This window comes from Comamonas sp. MYb21 (assembly GCF_037479395.1).
In the GTDB taxonomy this organism is placed as follows: Bacteria; Pseudomonadota; Gammaproteobacteria; order Burkholderiales; family Burkholderiaceae_C; genus Comamonas.
Map to the genome: position 1 here is coordinate 195,086 of NZ_JBBGZC010000005.1, position 16,792 is coordinate 211,877.

16 protein-coding genes are annotated in these 16,792 nt (G+C 64.9%); 4 read left to right on the forward strand and 12 right to left on the reverse strand.

Annotated features, from left to right (window positions below):
* Nucleotides 1-107: 107 nt before the first annotated feature.
* A complete protein-coding gene (locus tag WH367_RS09205; RefSeq protein ID WP_021025692.1) occupies nt 108-662 on the forward strand; it encodes an adenine phosphoribosyltransferase in 555 nt (184 codons plus the stop codon).
* 92 nt (nt 663-754) lie between these two features.
* Here the strand turns inward: WH367_RS09205 and WH367_RS09210 are convergent, their stop codons facing one another.
* The gene (locus tag WH367_RS09210) at nt 755-1,486 is read right to left on the reverse strand and encodes a hypothetical protein (RefSeq protein ID WP_339535654.1); all 732 of its coding nucleotides are present in this window, start codon (nt 1,484-1,486) and stop codon (nt 755-757) included.
* A gap of 303 nt (nt 1,487-1,789) precedes the next feature.
* Nucleotides 1,790-2,266 carry a Crp/Fnr family transcriptional regulator gene (locus WH367_RS09215; RefSeq protein ID WP_339517105.1) on the reverse strand — a complete coding sequence of 159 codons (477 nt, stop codon included), beginning with the start codon at nt 2,264-2,266 and terminating at the stop codon, nt 1,790-1,792.
* Nucleotides 2,267-2,459: 193 nt separating this feature from the next.
* On the opposite strand from WH367_RS09215, the gene WH367_RS09220 reads away from it, so the two are divergent.
* Nucleotides 2,460-3,386: a class I SAM-dependent methyltransferase gene (locus WH367_RS09220; protein WP_339535655.1), complete on the forward strand. Its 927-nt coding sequence runs from the start codon at nt 2,460-2,462 to the stop codon at nt 3,384-3,386.
* Nucleotides 3,387-3,561: 175 nt separating this feature from the next.
* Here WH367_RS09220 and azu read toward each other — a convergent pair whose 3' ends face one another.
* From azu to WH367_RS09240, 4 genes are read right to left on the reverse strand one after another with little or no spacing between them, the layout of a single operon-like run.
* Nucleotides 3,562-4,050: an azurin gene (gene azu, locus WH367_RS09225; protein WP_339535657.1), complete on the reverse strand. Its 489-nt coding sequence runs from the start codon at nt 4,048-4,050 to the stop codon at nt 3,562-3,564.
* A 57-nt stretch (nt 4,051-4,107) separates the two neighbouring features.
* Complete coding sequence (locus WH367_RS09230) at nt 4,108-4,905, reverse strand: ABC transporter ATP-binding protein (RefSeq protein ID WP_339535659.1); 798 nt, start codon at nt 4,903-4,905, stop codon at nt 4,108-4,110.
* Nucleotides 4,902-6,020: a FecCD family ABC transporter permease gene (locus WH367_RS09235; RefSeq protein WP_339535661.1), complete on the reverse strand. Its 1,119-nt coding sequence runs from the start codon at nt 6,018-6,020 to the stop codon at nt 4,902-4,904. Before WH367_RS09235 ends, WH367_RS09230 begins: the two co-directional genes overlap by 4 nt.
* Entirely contained in the window at nt 6,017-7,183 is a 1,167-nt protein-coding gene (locus WH367_RS09240) for an ABC transporter substrate-binding protein (RefSeq protein ID WP_445228096.1), read from the reverse strand. The genes WH367_RS09235 and WH367_RS09240 overlap by 4 nt, the downstream gene beginning before the upstream one ends.
* Before the next feature lie 250 nt (nt 7,184-7,433).
* Between WH367_RS09240 and WH367_RS09245 the strand changes: the two genes are divergently transcribed.
* Together WH367_RS09245 and WH367_RS09250 are read left to right on the forward strand one after the other, a co-directional pair.
* The gene (locus WH367_RS09245; protein ID WP_339535666.1) at nt 7,434-8,183 is read left to right on the forward strand and encodes a response regulator; all 750 of its coding nucleotides are present in this window, start codon (nt 7,434-7,436) and stop codon (nt 8,181-8,183) included.
* Entirely contained in the window at nt 8,180-9,667 is a 1,488-nt protein-coding gene (locus WH367_RS09250; RefSeq protein WP_339535669.1) for an ATP-binding protein, read from the forward strand. The genes WH367_RS09245 and WH367_RS09250 overlap by 4 nt, the downstream gene beginning before the upstream one ends.
* Before the next feature lie 244 nt (nt 9,668-9,911).
* On the opposite strand, the gene WH367_RS09255 is transcribed toward WH367_RS09250, so the two are convergent.
* The 6 genes from WH367_RS09255 to WH367_RS09280 form a co-directional block, all read right to left on the reverse strand.
* The gene (locus WH367_RS09255; protein WP_339535671.1) at nt 9,912-10,904 is read right to left on the reverse strand and encodes a restriction endonuclease; all 993 of its coding nucleotides are present in this window, start codon (nt 10,902-10,904) and stop codon (nt 9,912-9,914) included.
* A 61-nt stretch (nt 10,905-10,965) separates the two neighbouring features.
* Nucleotides 10,966-12,435 carry a tRNA uridine-5-carboxymethylaminomethyl(34) synthesis GTPase MnmE gene (mnmE, locus tag WH367_RS09260; RefSeq protein WP_339535673.1) on the reverse strand — a complete coding sequence of 490 codons (1,470 nt, stop codon included), beginning with the start codon at nt 12,433-12,435 and terminating at the stop codon, nt 10,966-10,968.
* Nucleotides 12,436-12,598: 163 nt separating this feature from the next.
* Nucleotides 12,599-14,182 carry an ABC transporter substrate-binding protein gene (locus WH367_RS09265; RefSeq protein WP_339535675.1) on the reverse strand — a complete coding sequence of 528 codons (1,584 nt, stop codon included), beginning with the start codon at nt 14,180-14,182 and terminating at the stop codon, nt 12,599-12,601.
* 132 nt (nt 14,183-14,314) lie between these two features.
* On the reverse strand, nt 14,315-16,018 hold the full coding sequence (gene yidC, locus WH367_RS09270; protein ID WP_312987925.1) for a membrane protein insertase YidC: 1,704 nt from the start codon (nt 16,016-16,018) through the stop codon (nt 14,315-14,317).
* The gene (gene yidD, locus WH367_RS09275; protein ID WP_084635722.1) at nt 16,015-16,299 is read right to left on the reverse strand and encodes a membrane protein insertion efficiency factor YidD; all 285 of its coding nucleotides are present in this window, start codon (nt 16,297-16,299) and stop codon (nt 16,015-16,017) included. The genes yidC and yidD overlap by 4 nt, the downstream gene beginning before the upstream one ends.
* Nucleotides 16,296-16,778, reverse strand: coding sequence for a ribonuclease P protein component (locus tag WH367_RS09280; protein WP_339535677.1), 483 nt, complete (start codon nt 16,776-16,778; stop codon nt 16,296-16,298). Before WH367_RS09280 ends, yidD begins: the two co-directional genes overlap by 4 nt.
* Nucleotides 16,779-16,792 lie beyond the last annotated feature (14 nt).

Sequence of the window (16,792 nt, forward strand, 5' to 3'; positions counted from 1 at the left end):
GGCGGGCGCAGGTCATTGCCAAACATGCTTAACCTGCGCCGGGCGCCGGTTGCTGCTGCCGCAGTTGGACTACCATGGCGGCTCCTCCCCTTTTCTGCCCGCCCACCATGCACGCTCCCGACGTCAACGCCTTTTTGCGTCACCACATCCGCACCGTTCCCGATTGGCCAGCGCCGGGCGTGCAGTTCCGGGACATCACCCCGCTGCTGCAGAACCCGCAGGTCTTCCATGTGCTGATCGATGCCTTTGTGCACCGCTACATGTCACGCGACATGCGCCCCGATGTGGTGGCCGGGCTCGATGCGCGCGGCTTCATCCTGGGCGCGGTCATCGCCTACCAGCTCAAGGTGGGCTTTGTGCCGATCCGAAAAAAGGGCAAGCTGCCCTTCACCACGGTCGAAGAAACCTATGAGCTCGAATACGGCAGCGCCACCGTGGAGCTGCATGCCGACGCCGTGAAGCCCGGCGACAAGGTGCTGCTGGTCGACGATCTGATTGCCACTGGCGGCACGATGATGGCCGGCAAGAAGCTGCTGGAAAAGCTGGGCGCCCAGGTGATGGAGGGCGCAGCGATTGTCGACCTGCCGGAGCTGGGCGGCTCCAAGCGGCTGACCGACGCGGGTCTGCCGCTGTTCACGCTGGTGGATTTTGCGGGGCACTGACTAAGGCCAGCGGGCCTTCGCACCTCAGCAAAGAGCTGCCAAGGACCCGCGCAAAGTCTCTTCGCGCCGCGCCAGAGGCTTTGAATTTGTTCTCAGTGCAGATCGCCGTACTGGGTATTGCTCAGGCCGCCAAAGCTGGTGTCGGCCGTGGGCGCGGGCGCACCGCCGCGCTGCGCGGCCTCCCGGGCGATCTGGGCATTGTGCGCGGCGCTTCGCGCAGGCGGCACGATGGGCGCGGGCCGGGGCGCCGCACTGGTGGCAGCGCGGTTTGCAGCCGAAGCACCGTCGAGCGCAGGCACCGGGTTCAGCGCCGCTTCGAGCAAGGCTTTCTTGAAGGCGGCAATCTCCGCCTCATCGACCGGGTCCATGCCCAGCGGCACCGGCACCACGGCCGGCTGGGGCGCGGTAACCACACTGGGGGCCTTGGGGCTGGTGGCACCCAGCTGGGCATTGAGGCGCCAGTAGACCGAGGTGATCACGATCTCGAAACGGGTCTTGGCCGAGTAGGCGATCAAGGCCTCGATCTGGGTGAGCTTGTCGGGCGAGGCGCAGTGCTGCTGGGCCAGGTCCACCATCACGATGAACTGCGTGGCACGCTTGTCCAGCGCCAGCACCTTGAATTTGTAACCTGCCGACAGAATGCCCGAGCGCACCATCGACTCGCGCACGGCCGAATACACCATCTCCCGGCGGGCCGAGCGCTCTCCGGGGCGGGGCGCTGCGCTGTCGTGCTGCGGTGCCGCAGCCATGGGCTTGGCGGCCACCAAGGGGCTCTGGGCGGCCAGCATATCGTGCTGGCTCACACCCAGCGGTTCGGCAAACATGGTTTGCGGCCCCAGGGGCGCAAAAGCCGATTTTTTTTCTGGTCGACTGAACCATTTGGCAAATATAGACATGCCACTCCCTACCCTGATCAGAATTTGAGCCGCAGACACAGGCCTTGGGGGATATGGCCTGGCTGGCCGCATCCCGCCTTGCAGGCCCGCAAACCTGGGGTTGGCTGGGTCTGTATCCGCGACTCTCTTATGGTCACCCGTTTCATCACGCAACAGGCGTTTGTAATTGTAGGAAGGAGTATTGCATACCCTGGTCAGAAAAGCGCGCGCGATTTGACCAATGCCAAGCTTTTATGTTGCGGCGACGCGGCGTTTGCGGTTGCCCAGGCGCTTGGCCAGCACCGATCCGGCCGCCATCGCCAGCGCGACGGCCACCGTGGGCTGGCGGTTGCACAGCTCGGTAAAGCGGATGCTCGACAGCCCCCAGAGGCGGCAGCCGGCCACCGCCTGCACGGTGGCATTGCGCGGCTGGTGCGAGAAGAACGCGCCTTCGCCGACAATGGAGCCCGCGCCGACGATCGCCAGGCGAATGCGCTGCTTTTCGTCCTCGAAATGCACGCTGAGGCTGCCGCTTTCGATGAAAAACAGGGTGCGCTCCTGCGTGCCTTGCTGAAACAGCACCTGCGATGCCGCCAGCTGGGTCTGCGTCAGGTACGGGGCCAGGATCTCCCACTGCGCAGCCGTCAGCGGGTTGATCATGCTTTCCTCGTCCTGGCAGTTGTTAATGGCTGTTACCAGGGGCTTGATGTCATTGGCGCTACTGAACATGAAATCCTCCTCCGCAATCCTGGCGGTGGATCCACCAGTGATCTATCGAAATTCCTAATCCAAGAAATCTAACCGAGTGGCTGCACAATGGCTGGGCGGCGGGGCAAAAATTTGTAAGAAGTATCGCCCAGCCCACAATTCCTGACCAAGCACGCCGCCTCCCACCTTCTCTCCTAGACGTTTTTCAGATTCCATGCATGCATTACTAGAGGCCATCGCCACCATGCCCGCGAGCCAGCAGGCGCAACGCCTCTTCCACGGCCGGGGCGGCCTGTTTCCCGGTTGCGAACACCTGTCGCTGGACCTGTACCCACCGGCGGTGGTGCTGACCAGCTTTGCGCCGCTGGCCGACGAGGCGCTGCAAAGCGTGGGCGGTGCGCTGCAGCAGCGCTGGCAGCAGCTCTACCCGGGCGAGCCGCTGACCTGGGTCTACCAATGCCGGGCGCTGGGCGCGGCCGAGACCCGCCTGGTTCAGGGCAGCCTGCCCGAGCCCCATACGGTGCAGGAAGACGATGCCCGCTACCTGGTGCATGTGCTGCGCGGGCAAAACCATGGCCTGTTTCTGGACATGGCCGAAGGCCGGCGCTGGGTGCGCCAGTTCATCGCGCGCCAGCCCGACCCTGAGCGCTGCACCGTGCTCAACCTGTTTGCCTATACCTGCGCCTTTTCGGTGGCGGCGCTGCAGGCAGGCGCCGGCCAGGTGGTCAATATCGACATGAGCAAGGCGGCCTTGGCCAGCGGCCAGCAGAACCACCGCCTCAACCAGCTCGCAGGCGGCCAGTTCTGGGGCCATGACATTTTCAGCAGCTGGGGCAAGATCACCCGCACCGGGCCTTACCAGCTGGTGATCATGGATCCGCCCAGCTACCAAAAGGGCAGCTTTGTCGCCACCAAGGATTACGCGCGCCTGATCAAGCGCCTGCCCGATCTGCTGGCTCCCGGCGGCTTTGCGCTGCTCTGCCTCAACGCCCCCGAGCTGCCGCTGGCCTTCTTGCAAGACCAGATGGCCGCGCTGGCGCCGGAGCTGGAGTTCATCGAGCAGGTGGCCAACCCGGCCATCTTTGCCGATGTCTCGCCCGACCGGGCGCTCAAGGTGCTGGCCTACCGCATGCCCAGCTGAGGCTGGGCCGCTGGTTCAGCGGTTTAGAGCCGGTAACACGATCCAGCAAACCGAAGGTTTGCGGTTGAGACTAGGCGCCCCCGACTAGGCGTCCTGCCGCAGGCAGTACTGTAGTACGACAAGGCAGGGCGCGGCCGGCGAGGCAACGACGTATCAAGGGTTGTGTTAACGGCTCTTAGTCGATGACGACCAGCTTGCCGCGCATCGGCTCGGCATGGGTGGGGAAGGAGCAGAAATAGGTGTAGTCCTCGCCCTGGCGCAGGCGCTCGACCGGGAAGCTCACCGAGGCATGCTCGCCGCCCGACAGCATCTGGGTGGCAGCCAGCACCCGGGCATCGCCCCGGCTGAGCCAGGCGCGCTCGGGGCCCGAACGCTGGCCTTCGCGGATCACCGCCTCGGTGTCCTGGCTGCGCGTCAGCACCCAGTTGTGGCCCGCTTCCTGCCAGGGCTTTTTGCCGGTGTGCAGCAGGTGCACGGTGAACTGCGCGCAGCGCTTGCTCACGCGCAGCTCGGTCAGGTCAAACTTTTTTCCGGGCTGGCCTTGTACATGGGCCTCACAGACCGGGGCCTGCGCCGTGGCGGGCGCGGCGGGCTGTGCGAAGGCGGCGCTGCTGGCGCCCAGGGTGGCGGCGCAAAGGGCAAGATGGTGCAAGGAAAACGTCATGGTGGATCGCTTGGGTGGTTGAGAAAGAGGAAGCAGGCGGTGGATCCCTCTGGCCGCTCAGCGCAGCAGGCCATCCACCATCACCTGCGGAATGCCGCGCGAGCAGGGCTCGACACGGGCCCGCACGCCATAGACACGGGCCAGCAGCTCGGGGTTGATCGCGTCGCAGGGCAGGCCATCGGCCTGCAGCTCGCCGTTTTTCAGCACCAGCACGCGGTCGGCATGGCGCAGCGCCAGGCCCAGGTCATGCAGGACCACCAGCGTGACCATGCCGCAGCGGCGGGTCTGCTCGCCCACCAGTTCCATCACATGGAACTGGTGGTTCAAATCCAGCGCCGACAGCGGCTCATCGAGCATCAGCACCTGGGGCTGGCGGATCAGCGCCTGCGCCAGACCGGCCAGTTGCGCCTGCCCGCCCGAGAGCTCATCGAGGTGGCGCATGGCCAGGTGGTCAATGCCCAGCAGTTGCAGCAGCGCCGCGCACTGCAGCACCGCATCCTGGGCCGGCTCCGCACCCGCCTGCAGGCTGTGGGGCGAGGCCTTGCGCGCGGCCATCAGCGATTCGATCACGCGCAAATGCACGGCCGCCGGCAAGGCCTGGGGCTGGTAGACCACGCGCCGGGCACGCTCGGCCAGGCTGGCCTGGTCCAGCGACTGCCCTTGCAGGCGCACCTGGCCGCTGGCACGGGTCAGGCCCGCCAGCGCCCGCAACAAGGTCGACTTGCCGCTGCCATTGGGCCCCAGCACCACGGTGACCTGGCCGGGCTGCAGATCGGCCAGCGACAGCCCCGGGATGACCACGCGCCGGCCATAGGCCACCTGCAGTCCGCTGATCTGCAAACCGCCCGCGCTCATGCCCGCCCCCGGGTGCGCAGCACAATGGCCAAAAAGAACGGAATGCCCACCAGCGAGGTGACGATGCCCACCGGCACGATGACGCCCGGCACCAGCGCCTTGGAAGCGACGGAGGCCAGCGACAGCACCAGCGCGCCGGTCAAGGCCGAGGCCGGCAGGTAAAAGCGGTGGTCATCGCCCACGAGCCGGCGCGCAATATGGGGCGCGACCAGGCCAATAAAGCCGATGCTGCCGACAAAGGCCACCGACAGGGCCGCCAGCAGGCTGATGCGCAGCAGCGCGCCCAGGCGCAGGCGCCGCACATCCACGCCAAAACTGGCCGCGCGGTCTTCCCCCAGACGCAGCGCGGTCAGCCGCCAGGCATTGCGCATCGACAGCGGCAGCACGACCACCAGGGCCAAGGCCAGCGCGCCCAGCTTGGGCCAAGTCGCGCGCGAGAGGCTGCCCATGGTCCAGAACACCAGGCCCTGCAAGGCCTCGGCCGTGGCCACAAACTGCAGCAAGGACACCAGCGCATTGAAGCTGAACACCAGTGCAATGCCAAACAGCACCACGCCGGTGGCGCTCATGCCGCCCCAGCGGGCCACCAGATCGAGCAGCAAGGCCGAGGCCATTGCAAACACAAAGGCATTGGCCGGCACCGCCCAGGATGCGGGCACGCCCGGTAGGCTCCAGTCCAGCACAATCGCCAGCGCTGCGCCAAAGGCAGCGGCAGACGACAGCCCCAAGGTGAAAGGGCTGGCCAGCGGGTTGGCCAGCACGGTCTGCATCTCGGCACCCGCCAGGCCCAGCGCCAAACCGACGGCGACTGCCATCAAGGCATAGGGCAGGCGAATGTCCCAGACAATCACGCGCAGCGCTGGCGGCGCGGCATCGGGCGTGTACAGGGTCCGCAGCAGCTGCGGCAGCGCCAGGCCCGAGGGGCCGGTGGTGAAGTCAAACAGCAGGGCCGCGACAATCGCGCCGGCCAGCAGCGCCAGCACCAAAAGGCGCCAGCCCGTCAAGCGGCGGTAGGCCTGAGCGCGCTGCTGGGCCTGTGCCGCATCGACGCCAGGGCTGGCAGCGCCTGCCAGCCCTGCCGCGCCTGTGGCCAGCGGCGGCACAGCCACGCTCATGGCTTGGCCTTCAAGGGGGCGATATCCCCCCAGTACGCGCCTTGCATCGGCAGCGCCGGCAAGAAGCGCTGGTTGATCTCGGCCATCGTCGCCTGCGGGTCCACATCGGCAAAGCGCTCGGGGTAGAACCACTTGGCCATGGCCTCGATCGCCAGGATATTGGTGGGCGCATCGTAGAAGTTGTGCCACAGGCCATGGGCGCGGCCCGCGCGCACGGCGCTCAGCATCTCAAAGCCGGGGCGCTGGGTCAGCTCGCGCAGGCTGCTGCCCAGTTGCGCGGCACTCACCCCTTCACCCGCCCGCACCATGGGGCGGCTGCCCTGGGGCCGGCTGCCAGTGGCGATGTAGACGGCCGGGTCCTGCGCGATCAGCGCCTCCTGGTTCAGATCGCCAATCGCGCCGGGGATCTTGCCTGCCGCGATGTTGATGCCGCCAGCGGCGTCAATGAACTCGCCCACATTGCCCTTGCCGGCCGTGTGGCAGCAGCCATCCCAGACACCGGCCAGCAGCTCGGCAAATACCAGCGGGCGCTGCTGCGCCGGGATGTCCTTGACGCGGGATTGCACGCGCTGCAAATGCGTCTCGTAGAAATCGGCATAGGCATTGGCCTGCGCCTCGCGCTGCACCGCCCGGCCCAGAATGCGGATGCTCTTGGCGGTATTGCGCACCGGCTGGGCGCGGAAGTCGATGAACACCACCGGCACGCCGGCTTTCTCCAGCGCCTGCACCAGGCTGCTTTGGCGGCCCGGGCCATGGCCACCCAGGCCAAAAATGGCGATATCGGGCTGGGTCGAGACCGATTTTTCATAGCTGACGCTGTCCTCCGACGTGCGCCCGATCAGCGGAATCTGCGTGATCTGCGGAAAACGCTGCTGGTAGGCCGCCCAGCCATTGGGGTCGGCAAAGGCCAGCTCGCCTTGCCAGCCCACAATGCGCTTCAAGGGCTCAGCGCCCTCCATCAGCGCCAGCGCATACAGAAAGCGGCCCTCGCCCAGCAGAATATGGTCCACCTTGGCGGGGATCTGCACGGTGCGGCCAACGATATCCACCACCGTCGTGCCCTGCACGGCTGCGGCCTCTGCTGCTGGCTGCGCTGGGGCAGCCAGCGCCAGGCTGGTGGCCAGGCCCAAGCCCAGCGCCAATCCCAGCGCGCGCAGGCGCATGCCCGCTTGCGCAGCAGTACAAAAACGGGGCGGAATCCGGGCAGCGGATGCACCTGCACCTGGCAGTGCCGGGGAGAGCTTCAATGCGGTCATGGTCACAACAAACTAGAATGAAAATCGTTCTTATTGATCAGTGAGCCGCCACTCTAATCAGCGCGGCAGCTGCCCAGCTGCCACCGCCCGCCTGATTTGCAATGCCATGTTGTCGCCCCGCCCTCCAACACAATCCATTACTTATCCAGAGAAAACCGTGACGCCCCCGCCCCCCGCCAGCCTGCCCAGCAAGGCCCGCATCCTGGTGGTCGATGACGACCCCGAGATCCGCGAGCTGCTCTGCGACTACCTGCGCGCCCAGGGCATGCAGGCAGCTGCCGTGGCCGATGGCCAGGGCATGTGGGACTGGCTGGCCCGCCACAGCGCTGACCTGGTGGTGCTGGACCTGATGCTGCCCGGCGTCGATGGCCTGTCGCTGTGCCGCAGCCTGCGCGAGCGCACCCCTATCGCGGTGGTGATGCTGACAGCGCGCGGCGCGCTGATGGACCGCATCCTGGGGCTGGAGATGGGCGCCGACGACTACCTGCCCAAGCCCTTTGACCCGCGCGAGCTGCTGGCCCGCATCACTGGCGTGCTGCGGCGCACGCGCCAGGTGCCCGCATCGATGCACGAGCCCGAGCACCTGGCCACCCTGCGCTTTGCCGGCTGGACCTTGAACATGCAAAGCCGCAGCCTGCATGACCCCGATGGCCTGCTGATCAGCCTGGCCCAGTCGGACTACCGCGTGCTCTGCGCGCTGGCGCAGAACCCGCAGCGCACCCTGAGCCGCGACTACCTGGCCGAGTACACCTTTGGCCGCGAGCGCCAGGCGCTGGACCGCGCCGTCGATGTCTGCATCAGCCGCCTGCGCCAGCACCTGGAGCCCCAGCCGCGCCAGGCCCAGCTGCTGCGCACCGTGCGCAATGCCGGCTATGTGCTTGCCTGCGAGGTCGAGACGCTGGCGTGAGCACCGCTCCCGACAGTCCCGCCACGCATCGCACCGGCCGCTGGCTTCCCAGCTGGTTGTCGTGGCTGGCGCGGCTGTGGCCGCAGACCCTGTCCGGCCGCATCGCCGCCATCCTGGTCATCGGCATGCTGGCCGCCCAGGCGATGACCGGCACCATCTGGTGGGAGATGCGCCGCAGCCAACTGCTGGAGGTGCCCTTGCGCCTGGTGGCGGCACGCGCTGCCGATACGCTGGCCTTGCTTCAGGCCAGCCCGCCCGAGCAGCGTGCCGCACTGGTTGCACAGTGGCAAGGCAGCCGCTACCAGCTGCAGCTGGTCGACGGCGCAAGCGCCACCGCCCTGCCATCGCCCTACCCCGAAGCCCAGGCTGTGCTGGCCCAGGTAATCAGCGAGCGCCTGGGCCAGCCCGTGCCCTTGCAGTTGCAGCAGCTCGCGCTGCTGGGCGAGCGCCACGCAGACGGCCGCCGCCACCCGGTGCTGCTGGCCGACCAGCCCGAAGCCCATCTGCGCCTGCTGCTGCAAATGCAGGATGGCCAGTGGCTGCAAATCGATGCGCAGGAAGGCGAAATCGGCCAACCGGTGCAGCCGCTGCAGGCGCTGGCCGACTATGTGCTGCGCGTCTACCTGCTGCGCAGCCTGGTGATTGTGGCCGTCGCCCTCATTGCGGTGCGCCTGGCGATGCGCCCCTTGCAGCGCCTGGCTGCCGCCGCCGAGGCGCTGGGCCGCAACCTGCACAGCCCGCCGATGGATGCGCGGGGCCCGCGCGAAGTGCAGCAGGCGGCCCAAGCCTTCAACGCGATGCAGCAACAAATCAACGAAGGCCTGGCCGAGCGCACACGCTTTTTGGCCGCTGTATCGCATGACCTGCGCTCGCCCATCACCCGGCTGCGCCTGCGTGCAGAAATGCTCGAGCCCGACGCCCTGCGCGCCAAGTTCCGCAAGGACCTCGAAGAGATGGAGCACATGGTTGCCTCCACCTTGGACATGCTCACCGGCGCCCATGCCAGCGGCCCGCGCCAAACCATGGACATCCATGCTTTGGTCCATGGCGTGGCCCAGGACATGCACGAGGCCAGCGGCCTGCCGGTCCCCGTCAGCGGCCGGGCGCTGCAGCCCTACACCGGCTACGCCCAAAGCCTGCGCCGGGGCCTGCACAACCTGGTGGAAAACGCACTGCGCTATGCCGGCGATGCGCAGTTGCACATCGACGACGATGGCCAGCAGCTGCGCATCCACGTGCGCGACCATGGCCCGGGCATCCCCGCCGCACAGCGCGAACGGGTGCTGGAGCCCTACTACCGCATGGAGCCCTCCCGCAATGCCGCATCCGGCGGCGTGGGGCTGGGTCTATCGATTGCGCAGACGGTGGCGCAGGCCCATGGGGGCGAGCTGTTGCTGCGCGAGGCGGATGGGGGCGGGTTGGAGGCGGTGCTGGTGCTGCCTCGGGGGGACGCTGCCGCTCTTCTCCAGAGCCGCTCTATTTGAGAAGTGTCTGGCGAATTTTCCATTCACCTGCAGCTTCACGTTAGCTCTCTGCAAATAGCGCACCAATGCAATTCAATAACCAATTGATTAATAAAGAATTTAATCAATTTCCCTCTGCAAACTTCTAATTTCTCTATGTGACTCTCCATGCCGCATTTAACCAATCGGTGCACGGATTTCAAAAGAGCAAGGCAGTCACGAGCCTTCTACAAACGCAACTTGTGCTGCGTGCGACCTCTGTGTCTTAGGCTGGCCAGTACAGCCGCTTCAGCGGAACAATCCGTTTGGTTTCGGCATCGGTCGCATCGTAGTGCTCGACCAGTGCGCGCACCACATGCTCCAGTGTCCACATTGCCAATGGAATAGAAGCGCGGTCTGCCTCATACTGCGCATCCTTTGTGAACCCACCCGTACTTACGTAAAGACCACGATCGTCTTTATGACGCCCTCCAAGGAAACTGCGAACTTCCTGGCTTCCCATCTGCCCTTTGCGATGCTTGACCTCTACAACAATACGAGGATGCTCGAAGCCAAAACCATCTGGCGAGGCAACAATGTCCTTACCCCGATCTGAACCTGGTGGGGACACCTGCGTTTTGTAGCCCATGGCACGCAGGATACCGGCGACTAGTTGCTGCATCTCGTCCCAGTCAAGTTCGTTGACCCGATCTTTGATGCGTTCCAGCGCTTGAGACTCAACGTCAGCCAGTGGGTCAGCGACAATGTCTTCCGAATCATCTTCCACATCCGGCACAGGCTTTCCCTTCAAGACGGCCAGAACTTCTTCCACAGCAAGGGCAGCAATCTCAAATAGGGTGGAAATCGAACCCAGACTATTTTTGGTGCTACCGCTTAAGCTGTCGCGCGGCAATTCCCGCGCCTCCCATTGCACTCTGCGCGCCAACGCCATGCCTTGGTCAGCCCATTCAGGATGATGTTCAGCAGAACCCATCACTTTTCCAATGGAGTACAAGCGATTAGCAGGTGTATAGCTAATGATCCAGTCACCGATTTGGATTTCATTCACAAAGCGCCATACCTGTGAAGCTCCGGATATCAGACTCCCCTTCTTTGCCTGCGGCTCAATGGATTGAAGCAACGAGATCAATTGCTTGCGGCTCACACCCGGCTGCGCATGCGGTGCTAGCTGGCTCCAACCAATCGCCACCACACCTCTTTCGCGAAAAGCATCGTACAAGCTACCGCCCTCTCCCCGCACCATCCACATCCTCGCCATTGATACGCTCCTTTTAGATTGCTCTCTGCTCTTTTAAATCTCTTTGGACCTTGCTTCGCGGTCACTTCCCAATACAAAAGCTCGAAAAAATCACCCCCAGCAAATCATCCGATGTGAATTCGCCGGTGATCGCATTGAGTGATTGCTGCGCCAGGCGCAGCTCTTCGGCCAGCAGGTCGAGGGCGGGGCTGTCCACATGCAGCTGGGCATGGGCGATATCCAGGTGCTCTTCGACCTGCTGCAGCGCCTGCACATGGCGGGCGCGGGCGATGTAGGTGCCTTCGGCGGCAGGCTGCCAGCCGGCCATTGCCAGCAGCTGCTGGCGCAGGGTGTCGAGGCCCACGCCGGTTTTGGCCGATAGCACCAGCGGGGCCTGGTCGCCCGCAGCGGCAGCAGCAGCGGGGGTGCTGAACTGGGCGGCCGCCTCGGCACTTTGGCGGCGCGCCTCGTCGGGGGTCAGCGCATCGGCCTTGTTCCAGACCTGCAGCACGGGCACATTGGCAGGCAGCTGCTGCTGCAAGGAGGCGGCAATCTCGCGGTCGGCCTGAGCATAGTCGGCCTGGGCCATGCGGGTCAGGTCGTGCAAGAAGAGTACGGCGTCGGCGGCGGCAATTTCTTCCCAGGCGCGGGCAATGCCGATGCGCTCGACCTCGTCACTGCTCTCGCGCAGGCCGGCGGTGTCGATCACATGCAGGGGCACGCCTTCGATCTGGATGGTTTGCGTGACCTTGTCGCGCGTAGTGCCGGCAATGGGGGTGACGATGGCCAGCTCGGCGCCAGCGAGCGCATTGAGCAAGGAGCTTTTGCCGGCATTGGGCTGGCCGGCAATCACCACCTTGATGCCCTCGCGCAGCAAGGCGCCCTGGCGGGTGCGCTGCATGACGGCCTGCACGGTGGCGCGCAGCTGGTCCAGCTGACCATAGGCATCGGCCTTTTGCAGAAAGTCGATTTCCTCCTCGGGGAAGTCCAGGGTGGCCTCGACCAGCATGCGCAGGTGCACCAGCGCATCGCGCAGGCGGTGCACCTCTTGCGAGAAGGCGCCGGTCAGCGAGCGGCTGGCGCTGCGCGCGGCCGCCTCGGTGCTGGCGTCGATCAAATCGGCAATCGCCTCAGCCTGGGCCAGGTCGATCTTGTCGTTGAGAAAAGCGCGCTCGGTGAACTCCCCCGGCTCAGCCAGGCGCAGGCCAGGCAGCAGCGGCCGGCCACTATCAGCCTCCGCTTGCGCGGCTTCCAGGCAGCGCGCCAGCAGCAGCTGCAGCACCACCGGGCCGCCGTGGGCCTGCAGCTCCAGCACATCTTCGCCGGTGTAGCTGTGCGGCGCGGGAAAGTACAGCGCCAGCCCCTGGTCAATGGCCTGGCCGTCTGCTGCTTTAAAGGGCAGGTAGGTGGCTTCGCGCGGCTTCAAAGCCTTGCCGCAGAGGCGCTCGACCAGCGGCGCAATCGCCTTGCCCGATACGCGCACAATGCCCACCGCTCCGCGCCCGGGGGCAGTGGCAATGGCAACAATCGGATCGTGGTGGCGGGCAAGCATGGGCAGGTCTTTGGCGCGAGTGGAGCAAGCCCCACATTATCGGGCGACCGGGCCGGCGGCATGCCCGCCAGGCTATTGGCCTCATTCACCGCACTTCGCCCCGCCCCATGAAAAAAGCCTGCTGGCGCAGGCTTTGGGGTGGTTGGAGTGTGCAGCGAAGCGCTTACTTGACCGTGGTCCAGGCGGGGATGGGGCGCGCATCGGCGCGGTAGACGGTCTCGATGCCCTTGCGCATCGCCCAGGGGAAGATCTGGTGGTGCACGGGGATCGTGTAGAAGTTGTCCTTGGTCATCTTCAAGGCGTCGTTGATCAAGGCATCGCGCTTGGCCGTGTCGGTCTCGGTCTTCATCGCGTCGATCTTGGCGTCCAGCTCCTTGTCGGCAATGCGGCCGCCGTTGTAGACGCCGCCGCCCGCTGCGCCCTTGCTGTGGATCAGCGCGTCGAGCGAGTAGAGCGCATCAAAGGTCGCCACACCCCAGCCGAACAGGTAGGCGTTCGGGTCGGAGTTCATCACGCGGGTCACGAACTGCGCCATCGGCGTCGCCTGCAGGCTGGTCTTGATGCCGATGCGGGTCCACATCGCGGTGACGGCCTGGCAGATCGCCTCGTCGTTCACATAGCGGTCGTTCGGGCATTCGAGCTTGAGGTTGAAGCCATTGGGGTAACCCGCTTCGGCCAGCAGCTTCTTGGCGCCTTCGACGTCGTACTTGGCGGCACGCTCTTCGAGCTCCTTGCTCCAGCCGTGCACCATCGGTGCCACCATCGTGCCGGCGGTGATCGACATGCCGCGCATCGTGCGCTTGTGCAGGCCGTCGGTGTCGATGGCCATGTACATGGCCTTGCGCACGCGCACATCCTTCATCGGGTTCTTGCCCGGGGTGCCAGCGCCTGGCAGCTCGTCGCGGAAGATGTCCAGACCCAGGTAGATGGTGCGGTTCTCGGTGCCCTCGAGCAGCTTCAACTCGGCGGTCTTCTTGATGCGGTCCTGGTCTTGCGGCGGCGGGTCGACCATGAAGTCGACCTGGTTGGAGATCAGTGCCGCGGTGCGGGTGGCGGCCGACTTGATGGGGGTGAAGATGATCTCGTCGACGTTGCCGGTGGGCTTGTCCCACCAGGCGGCGTTCTTCTTCAGGGTCAGCTTGACATCGGGCTGCCAGCTGACGGCGACAAAGGAGCCGGTGCCATTGGTGTTGCGGCTGGAGTAGCTTTCTTCCTTGCCGGCGTAGTCCTGGGTCTTGACGGCGTTGTGCTTCTCGGCCCAGGCCTTGTTCATGATGCGCGCCTCGGTCAGCTCACGCAGCAGGATGGGGTTGGGGCCCTTGAGGATCAGATCGACGGTGAAGTCATCGACCTTCTTGACTTCCTTGATGCTCTGGGTGGCGCTCATCATGTTCGATGGCGGGGTCATGATGCGGGTCAGCGAGAACACCACGTCATCGGCGGTGAAGGCTGCGCCGTCGTGGAATTTGACGCCCTTGCGCAGTTCAAAGCGCCACTGGGTGGGGCTCACCTCGGTCCACTTGGTCGCCAGTGCGGGCTCCAGCTGGAAGTCCTTGCCGTAGCGCACCAGCGGCTCATAGACCTGCTGCAGGAAAGCATGGGTGGTCTGGTGGTTCTGTGCGTGGGGGTCCAGGGTCAGGATGTCGTTGGCACCTGCCCAGCGCAAGGTGGCCGCCTGGGCCGCGCCTGCACAGACCAACACTGCCAGCGCCAGCGCGCTAGGTCGAAAAACCGATACTTTCGCCATACCTGAACCCCTATTTTGTTGAACACATTTTCAAACAACTCATGCTAACGAAAAAACGGTCGCTAATGCGACCGTTTGGGAGGTGTATCCGGGAATGCCCGCCTAGGCAATCCCTGCATTGACAAATGCTGGCTACTTGAACTTCGGCAGGTTGAACTGCGGTGGCACACCCATGCGGGTATTGATGATCCACTGCTGGGCAATCGACAGCAAGTTGTTGGTCAGCCAGTACAGCACCAGACCGGCCGGGAAGAAGAAGAACATCACGCTGAACATCAGCGGCATGATCCACATCATCTTGGCTTGCATCGGATCGGGTGGTGCGGGGTTCAGCGCCGTCTGCAGCAGCGACGACAGGGTCATCAGCACAGGCAGGATGAAGAACGGATCGGGCACCGACAGGTCATGGATCCAGCCGATCCAGGGCGCGTTGCGGATTTCCACCGACGACAGCAGCACCCAGTACAGCGCGATGAACACGGGGATCTGGATCACGATCGGGAAGCAACCGCCCATGGGGTTGACCTTCTCTTCGCGGTAGATGCGCATCATCTCCTGCTGCATCTGCTGGGGCTTGTCCTTGAGGCGCTCGCGCATCTCCATGATGCGGGGGTTGATCGCCTTCATCTTGGCCATCGATGCGTAGGCCTTGGCATTGAGCCAGTAGAACGCGATCTTCAGCAGCATCACCAGGGCCACAATCGACCAGCCCCAGTTGCCGATGAAGCCGTGCAGCTTGTCGAGCAGCCAGTACAGCGGCTTGGCCAGAATCGTCACCCAGCCGTAGTCCTTGACCAGCTCCAGGCCAGGGGCGATGGCTTCCAGCGTCTTTTCGATCTGCGGGCCCACGAACAGGCGCGCATCGATGGCCTTGCTCTGGCCGGGAGCGATCTCGCCCAGGTGGGTGATTTCGCCGACCGAGTACAGGTTGGTGCCGGCCTTGCGCACATAGATGTCGCGCTGCGTGCCCTGAGGCAGCAGCCAGGCGCTGGCAAAATAGTGCTGCACCATGGCCACATAGCCATTGTCGGCCGCCTTGTCCACGCTGTCGGTCTTGCCGTTTTCGATGTCCTTGAAGTCGACCTTGTGGTACTTCTTGGCTTCGGTGTAGACGGCCGGGCCGGTGAAGGTCGAGTAGAACGAGGATTCGCCAGCGGGCTTGTTGCCATCACGCGTCAGCTGCAGGTACAGCTGGGGGTTGACTGCGGCAGAGCCGGTGTTCACCACCTCCTGCTTCAGGCCAATGGCGTAGTCGCCGCGCTTGAGCGTCCAGGTCTTGACCAGCTTGACGCCGCCCAGATCCGGCGACTCGAACACCACGTTCAGCTCGTTCTGGCCTTCGGCCAGCTCGCGCGGACCGGGCTTGAGGGTCATCGCCGTCTTGTGGGTCGGGAAGTTGCCACCGATCAGACCGGTCTGTGCGACGTAGACGCGGTTGGCGCTCTCGTCGAGCAGCTTCACGGGCTTGGTCTTGTCGTCCTGGTCGGCGTACTTGAGCAGCTCGGCACCCACCAAGGATGCGCCTTCGCTGTCAAAGGTCAGGCGCAGCAGGTCGGAGGCCACGGTCAGCTTCTCGCGTGCAGCAGCAGGGGCTGCCGCATCTGCAGCAGCCGTGCCGGGCACGTTGCTGGCGTTCGCAGCAGCCGCAGGGCTGGCGGCGCTGGCAGCGGGCAGACCGTTGTCGGTGCTGACTGCATCTGCAGGCGCCTGGGCCGTCACCTCAGGTGTGGGGAAGAATGTGGGTTTGCGACCATTGTGGATTTGCCACTTGTCCCAGAGCAGGACCAGGGAGAAACCAAATATCACCCACAAGATGGTGCGGCGAATATCGTTCATGAAGACTTCTCAGAGGGGGAAGAGGATGAATCGGCGGGAGTCACCAGACGACTGAACCAGCGCGGATGCGCGGGGACCGGGTCATGGCCGCCCTCGCACCAGGGATGGCAGCGCACCAAGCGGCGCACCGTCAAATAGCTGCCCATGGCAGCACCGTGCTGTTCCAGCGCCTGCAATGAATAGGCAGAGCACGTGGGCTCGAACCGGCAGGCAGAACCTAGCCAAGGGCTCAGCAGCAGCCTGTAGCCGCGCACCAAACCCATGAGCAAGCGTTGCATCATACGCTAAGCGCCTTGGCGCCTTCGCCGCGCTCGGCTTTGGCCGGCTGGCTGTTCTTGTGCGCCCGGGCAAACAGCTGCATCAGCTCGGCCCGCACCGCCTGCTTGAGCACGTCGGAGCTGGGGCTGATGAACTGCTTGCGGTCGAACGTGCTGCGCAAGCGCACCACATGGGCGGCGGCAGGCAGCTGCGCCTCATGCAAGGCGGCGACGGCATAGATCTGCCGCTTGATGGCGTTGCGGGTGACCGCGCGGCGCGCCCAGCGCTTGGGCACCATGGCACCCAGCCAGGCCGCCTCCAACGCAAAAAGAGCCTGTGCCCCAACCTTTGCAGGTGGGTCACCAGGCCCTAATGGGGCAGCGGCGCTGCCCGAGGCGTCGGCAGACAACACCAGCCTGTGCAGCGCAAAGTGCGCTGTACGGGCGATGGTGCCGCCTGCCATGGCGGCTTGGAATTGAGGGCGAGTCTTAAGGCGATGCATAAGTGTCACCCACT

Excerpts from the sequence above, each read along its gene's own strand:
- WH367_RS09205 (WP_021025692.1), top strand. The coding sequence starts at position 108 with ATGCACGCTCCCGACGTCAACGCCTTTTTGCGTCACCACATCCGCACC.
- WH367_RS09210 (WP_339535654.1), bottom strand. The coding sequence starts at position 1,486 with ATGTTTGCCGAACCGCTGGGTGTGAGCCAGCACGATATGCTGGCCGCC.
- WH367_RS09215 (WP_339517105.1), bottom strand. The coding sequence starts at position 2,266 with ATGTTCAGTAGCGCCAATGACATCAAGCCCCTGGTAACAGCCATTAAC.
- WH367_RS09220 (WP_339535655.1), top strand. The coding sequence starts at position 2,460 with ATGCATGCATTACTAGAGGCCATCGCCACCATGCCCGCGAGCCAGCAG.
- azu (WP_339535657.1), bottom strand. The coding sequence starts at position 4,050 with ATGACGTTTTCCTTGCACCATCTTGCCCTTTGCGCCGCCACCCTGGGC.
- WH367_RS09230 (WP_339535659.1), bottom strand. The coding sequence starts at position 4,905 with ATGAGCGCGGGCGGTTTGCAGATCAGCGGACTGCAGGTGGCCTATGGC.
- WH367_RS09235 (WP_339535661.1), bottom strand. The coding sequence starts at position 6,020 with ATGAGCGTGGCTGTGCCGCCGCTGGCCACAGGCGCGGCAGGGCTGGCA.
- WH367_RS09240 (WP_445228096.1), bottom strand. The coding sequence starts at position 7,183 with ATGCGCCTGCGCGCGCTGGGATTGGCGCTGGGCTTGGGCCTGGCCACC.
- WH367_RS09255 (WP_339535671.1), bottom strand. The coding sequence starts at position 10,904 with ATGGCGAGGATGTGGATGGTGCGGGGAGAGGGCGGTAGCTTGTACGAT.
- mnmE (WP_339535673.1), bottom strand. The coding sequence starts at position 12,435 with ATGCTTGCCCGCCACCACGATCCGATTGTTGCCATTGCCACTGCCCCC.
- WH367_RS09265 (WP_339535675.1), bottom strand. The coding sequence starts at position 14,182 with ATGGCGAAAGTATCGGTTTTTCGACCTAGCGCGCTGGCGCTGGCAGTG.
- yidC (WP_312987925.1), bottom strand. The coding sequence starts at position 16,018 with ATGAACGATATTCGCCGCACCATCTTGTGGGTGATATTTGGTTTCTCC.
- yidD (WP_084635722.1), bottom strand. The coding sequence starts at position 16,299 with ATGATGCAACGCTTGCTCATGGGTTTGGTGCGCGGCTACAGGCTGCTG.
- WH367_RS09280 (WP_339535677.1), bottom strand. The coding sequence starts at position 16,778 with ATGCATCGCCTTAAGACTCGCCCTCAATTCCAAGCCGCCATGGCAGGC.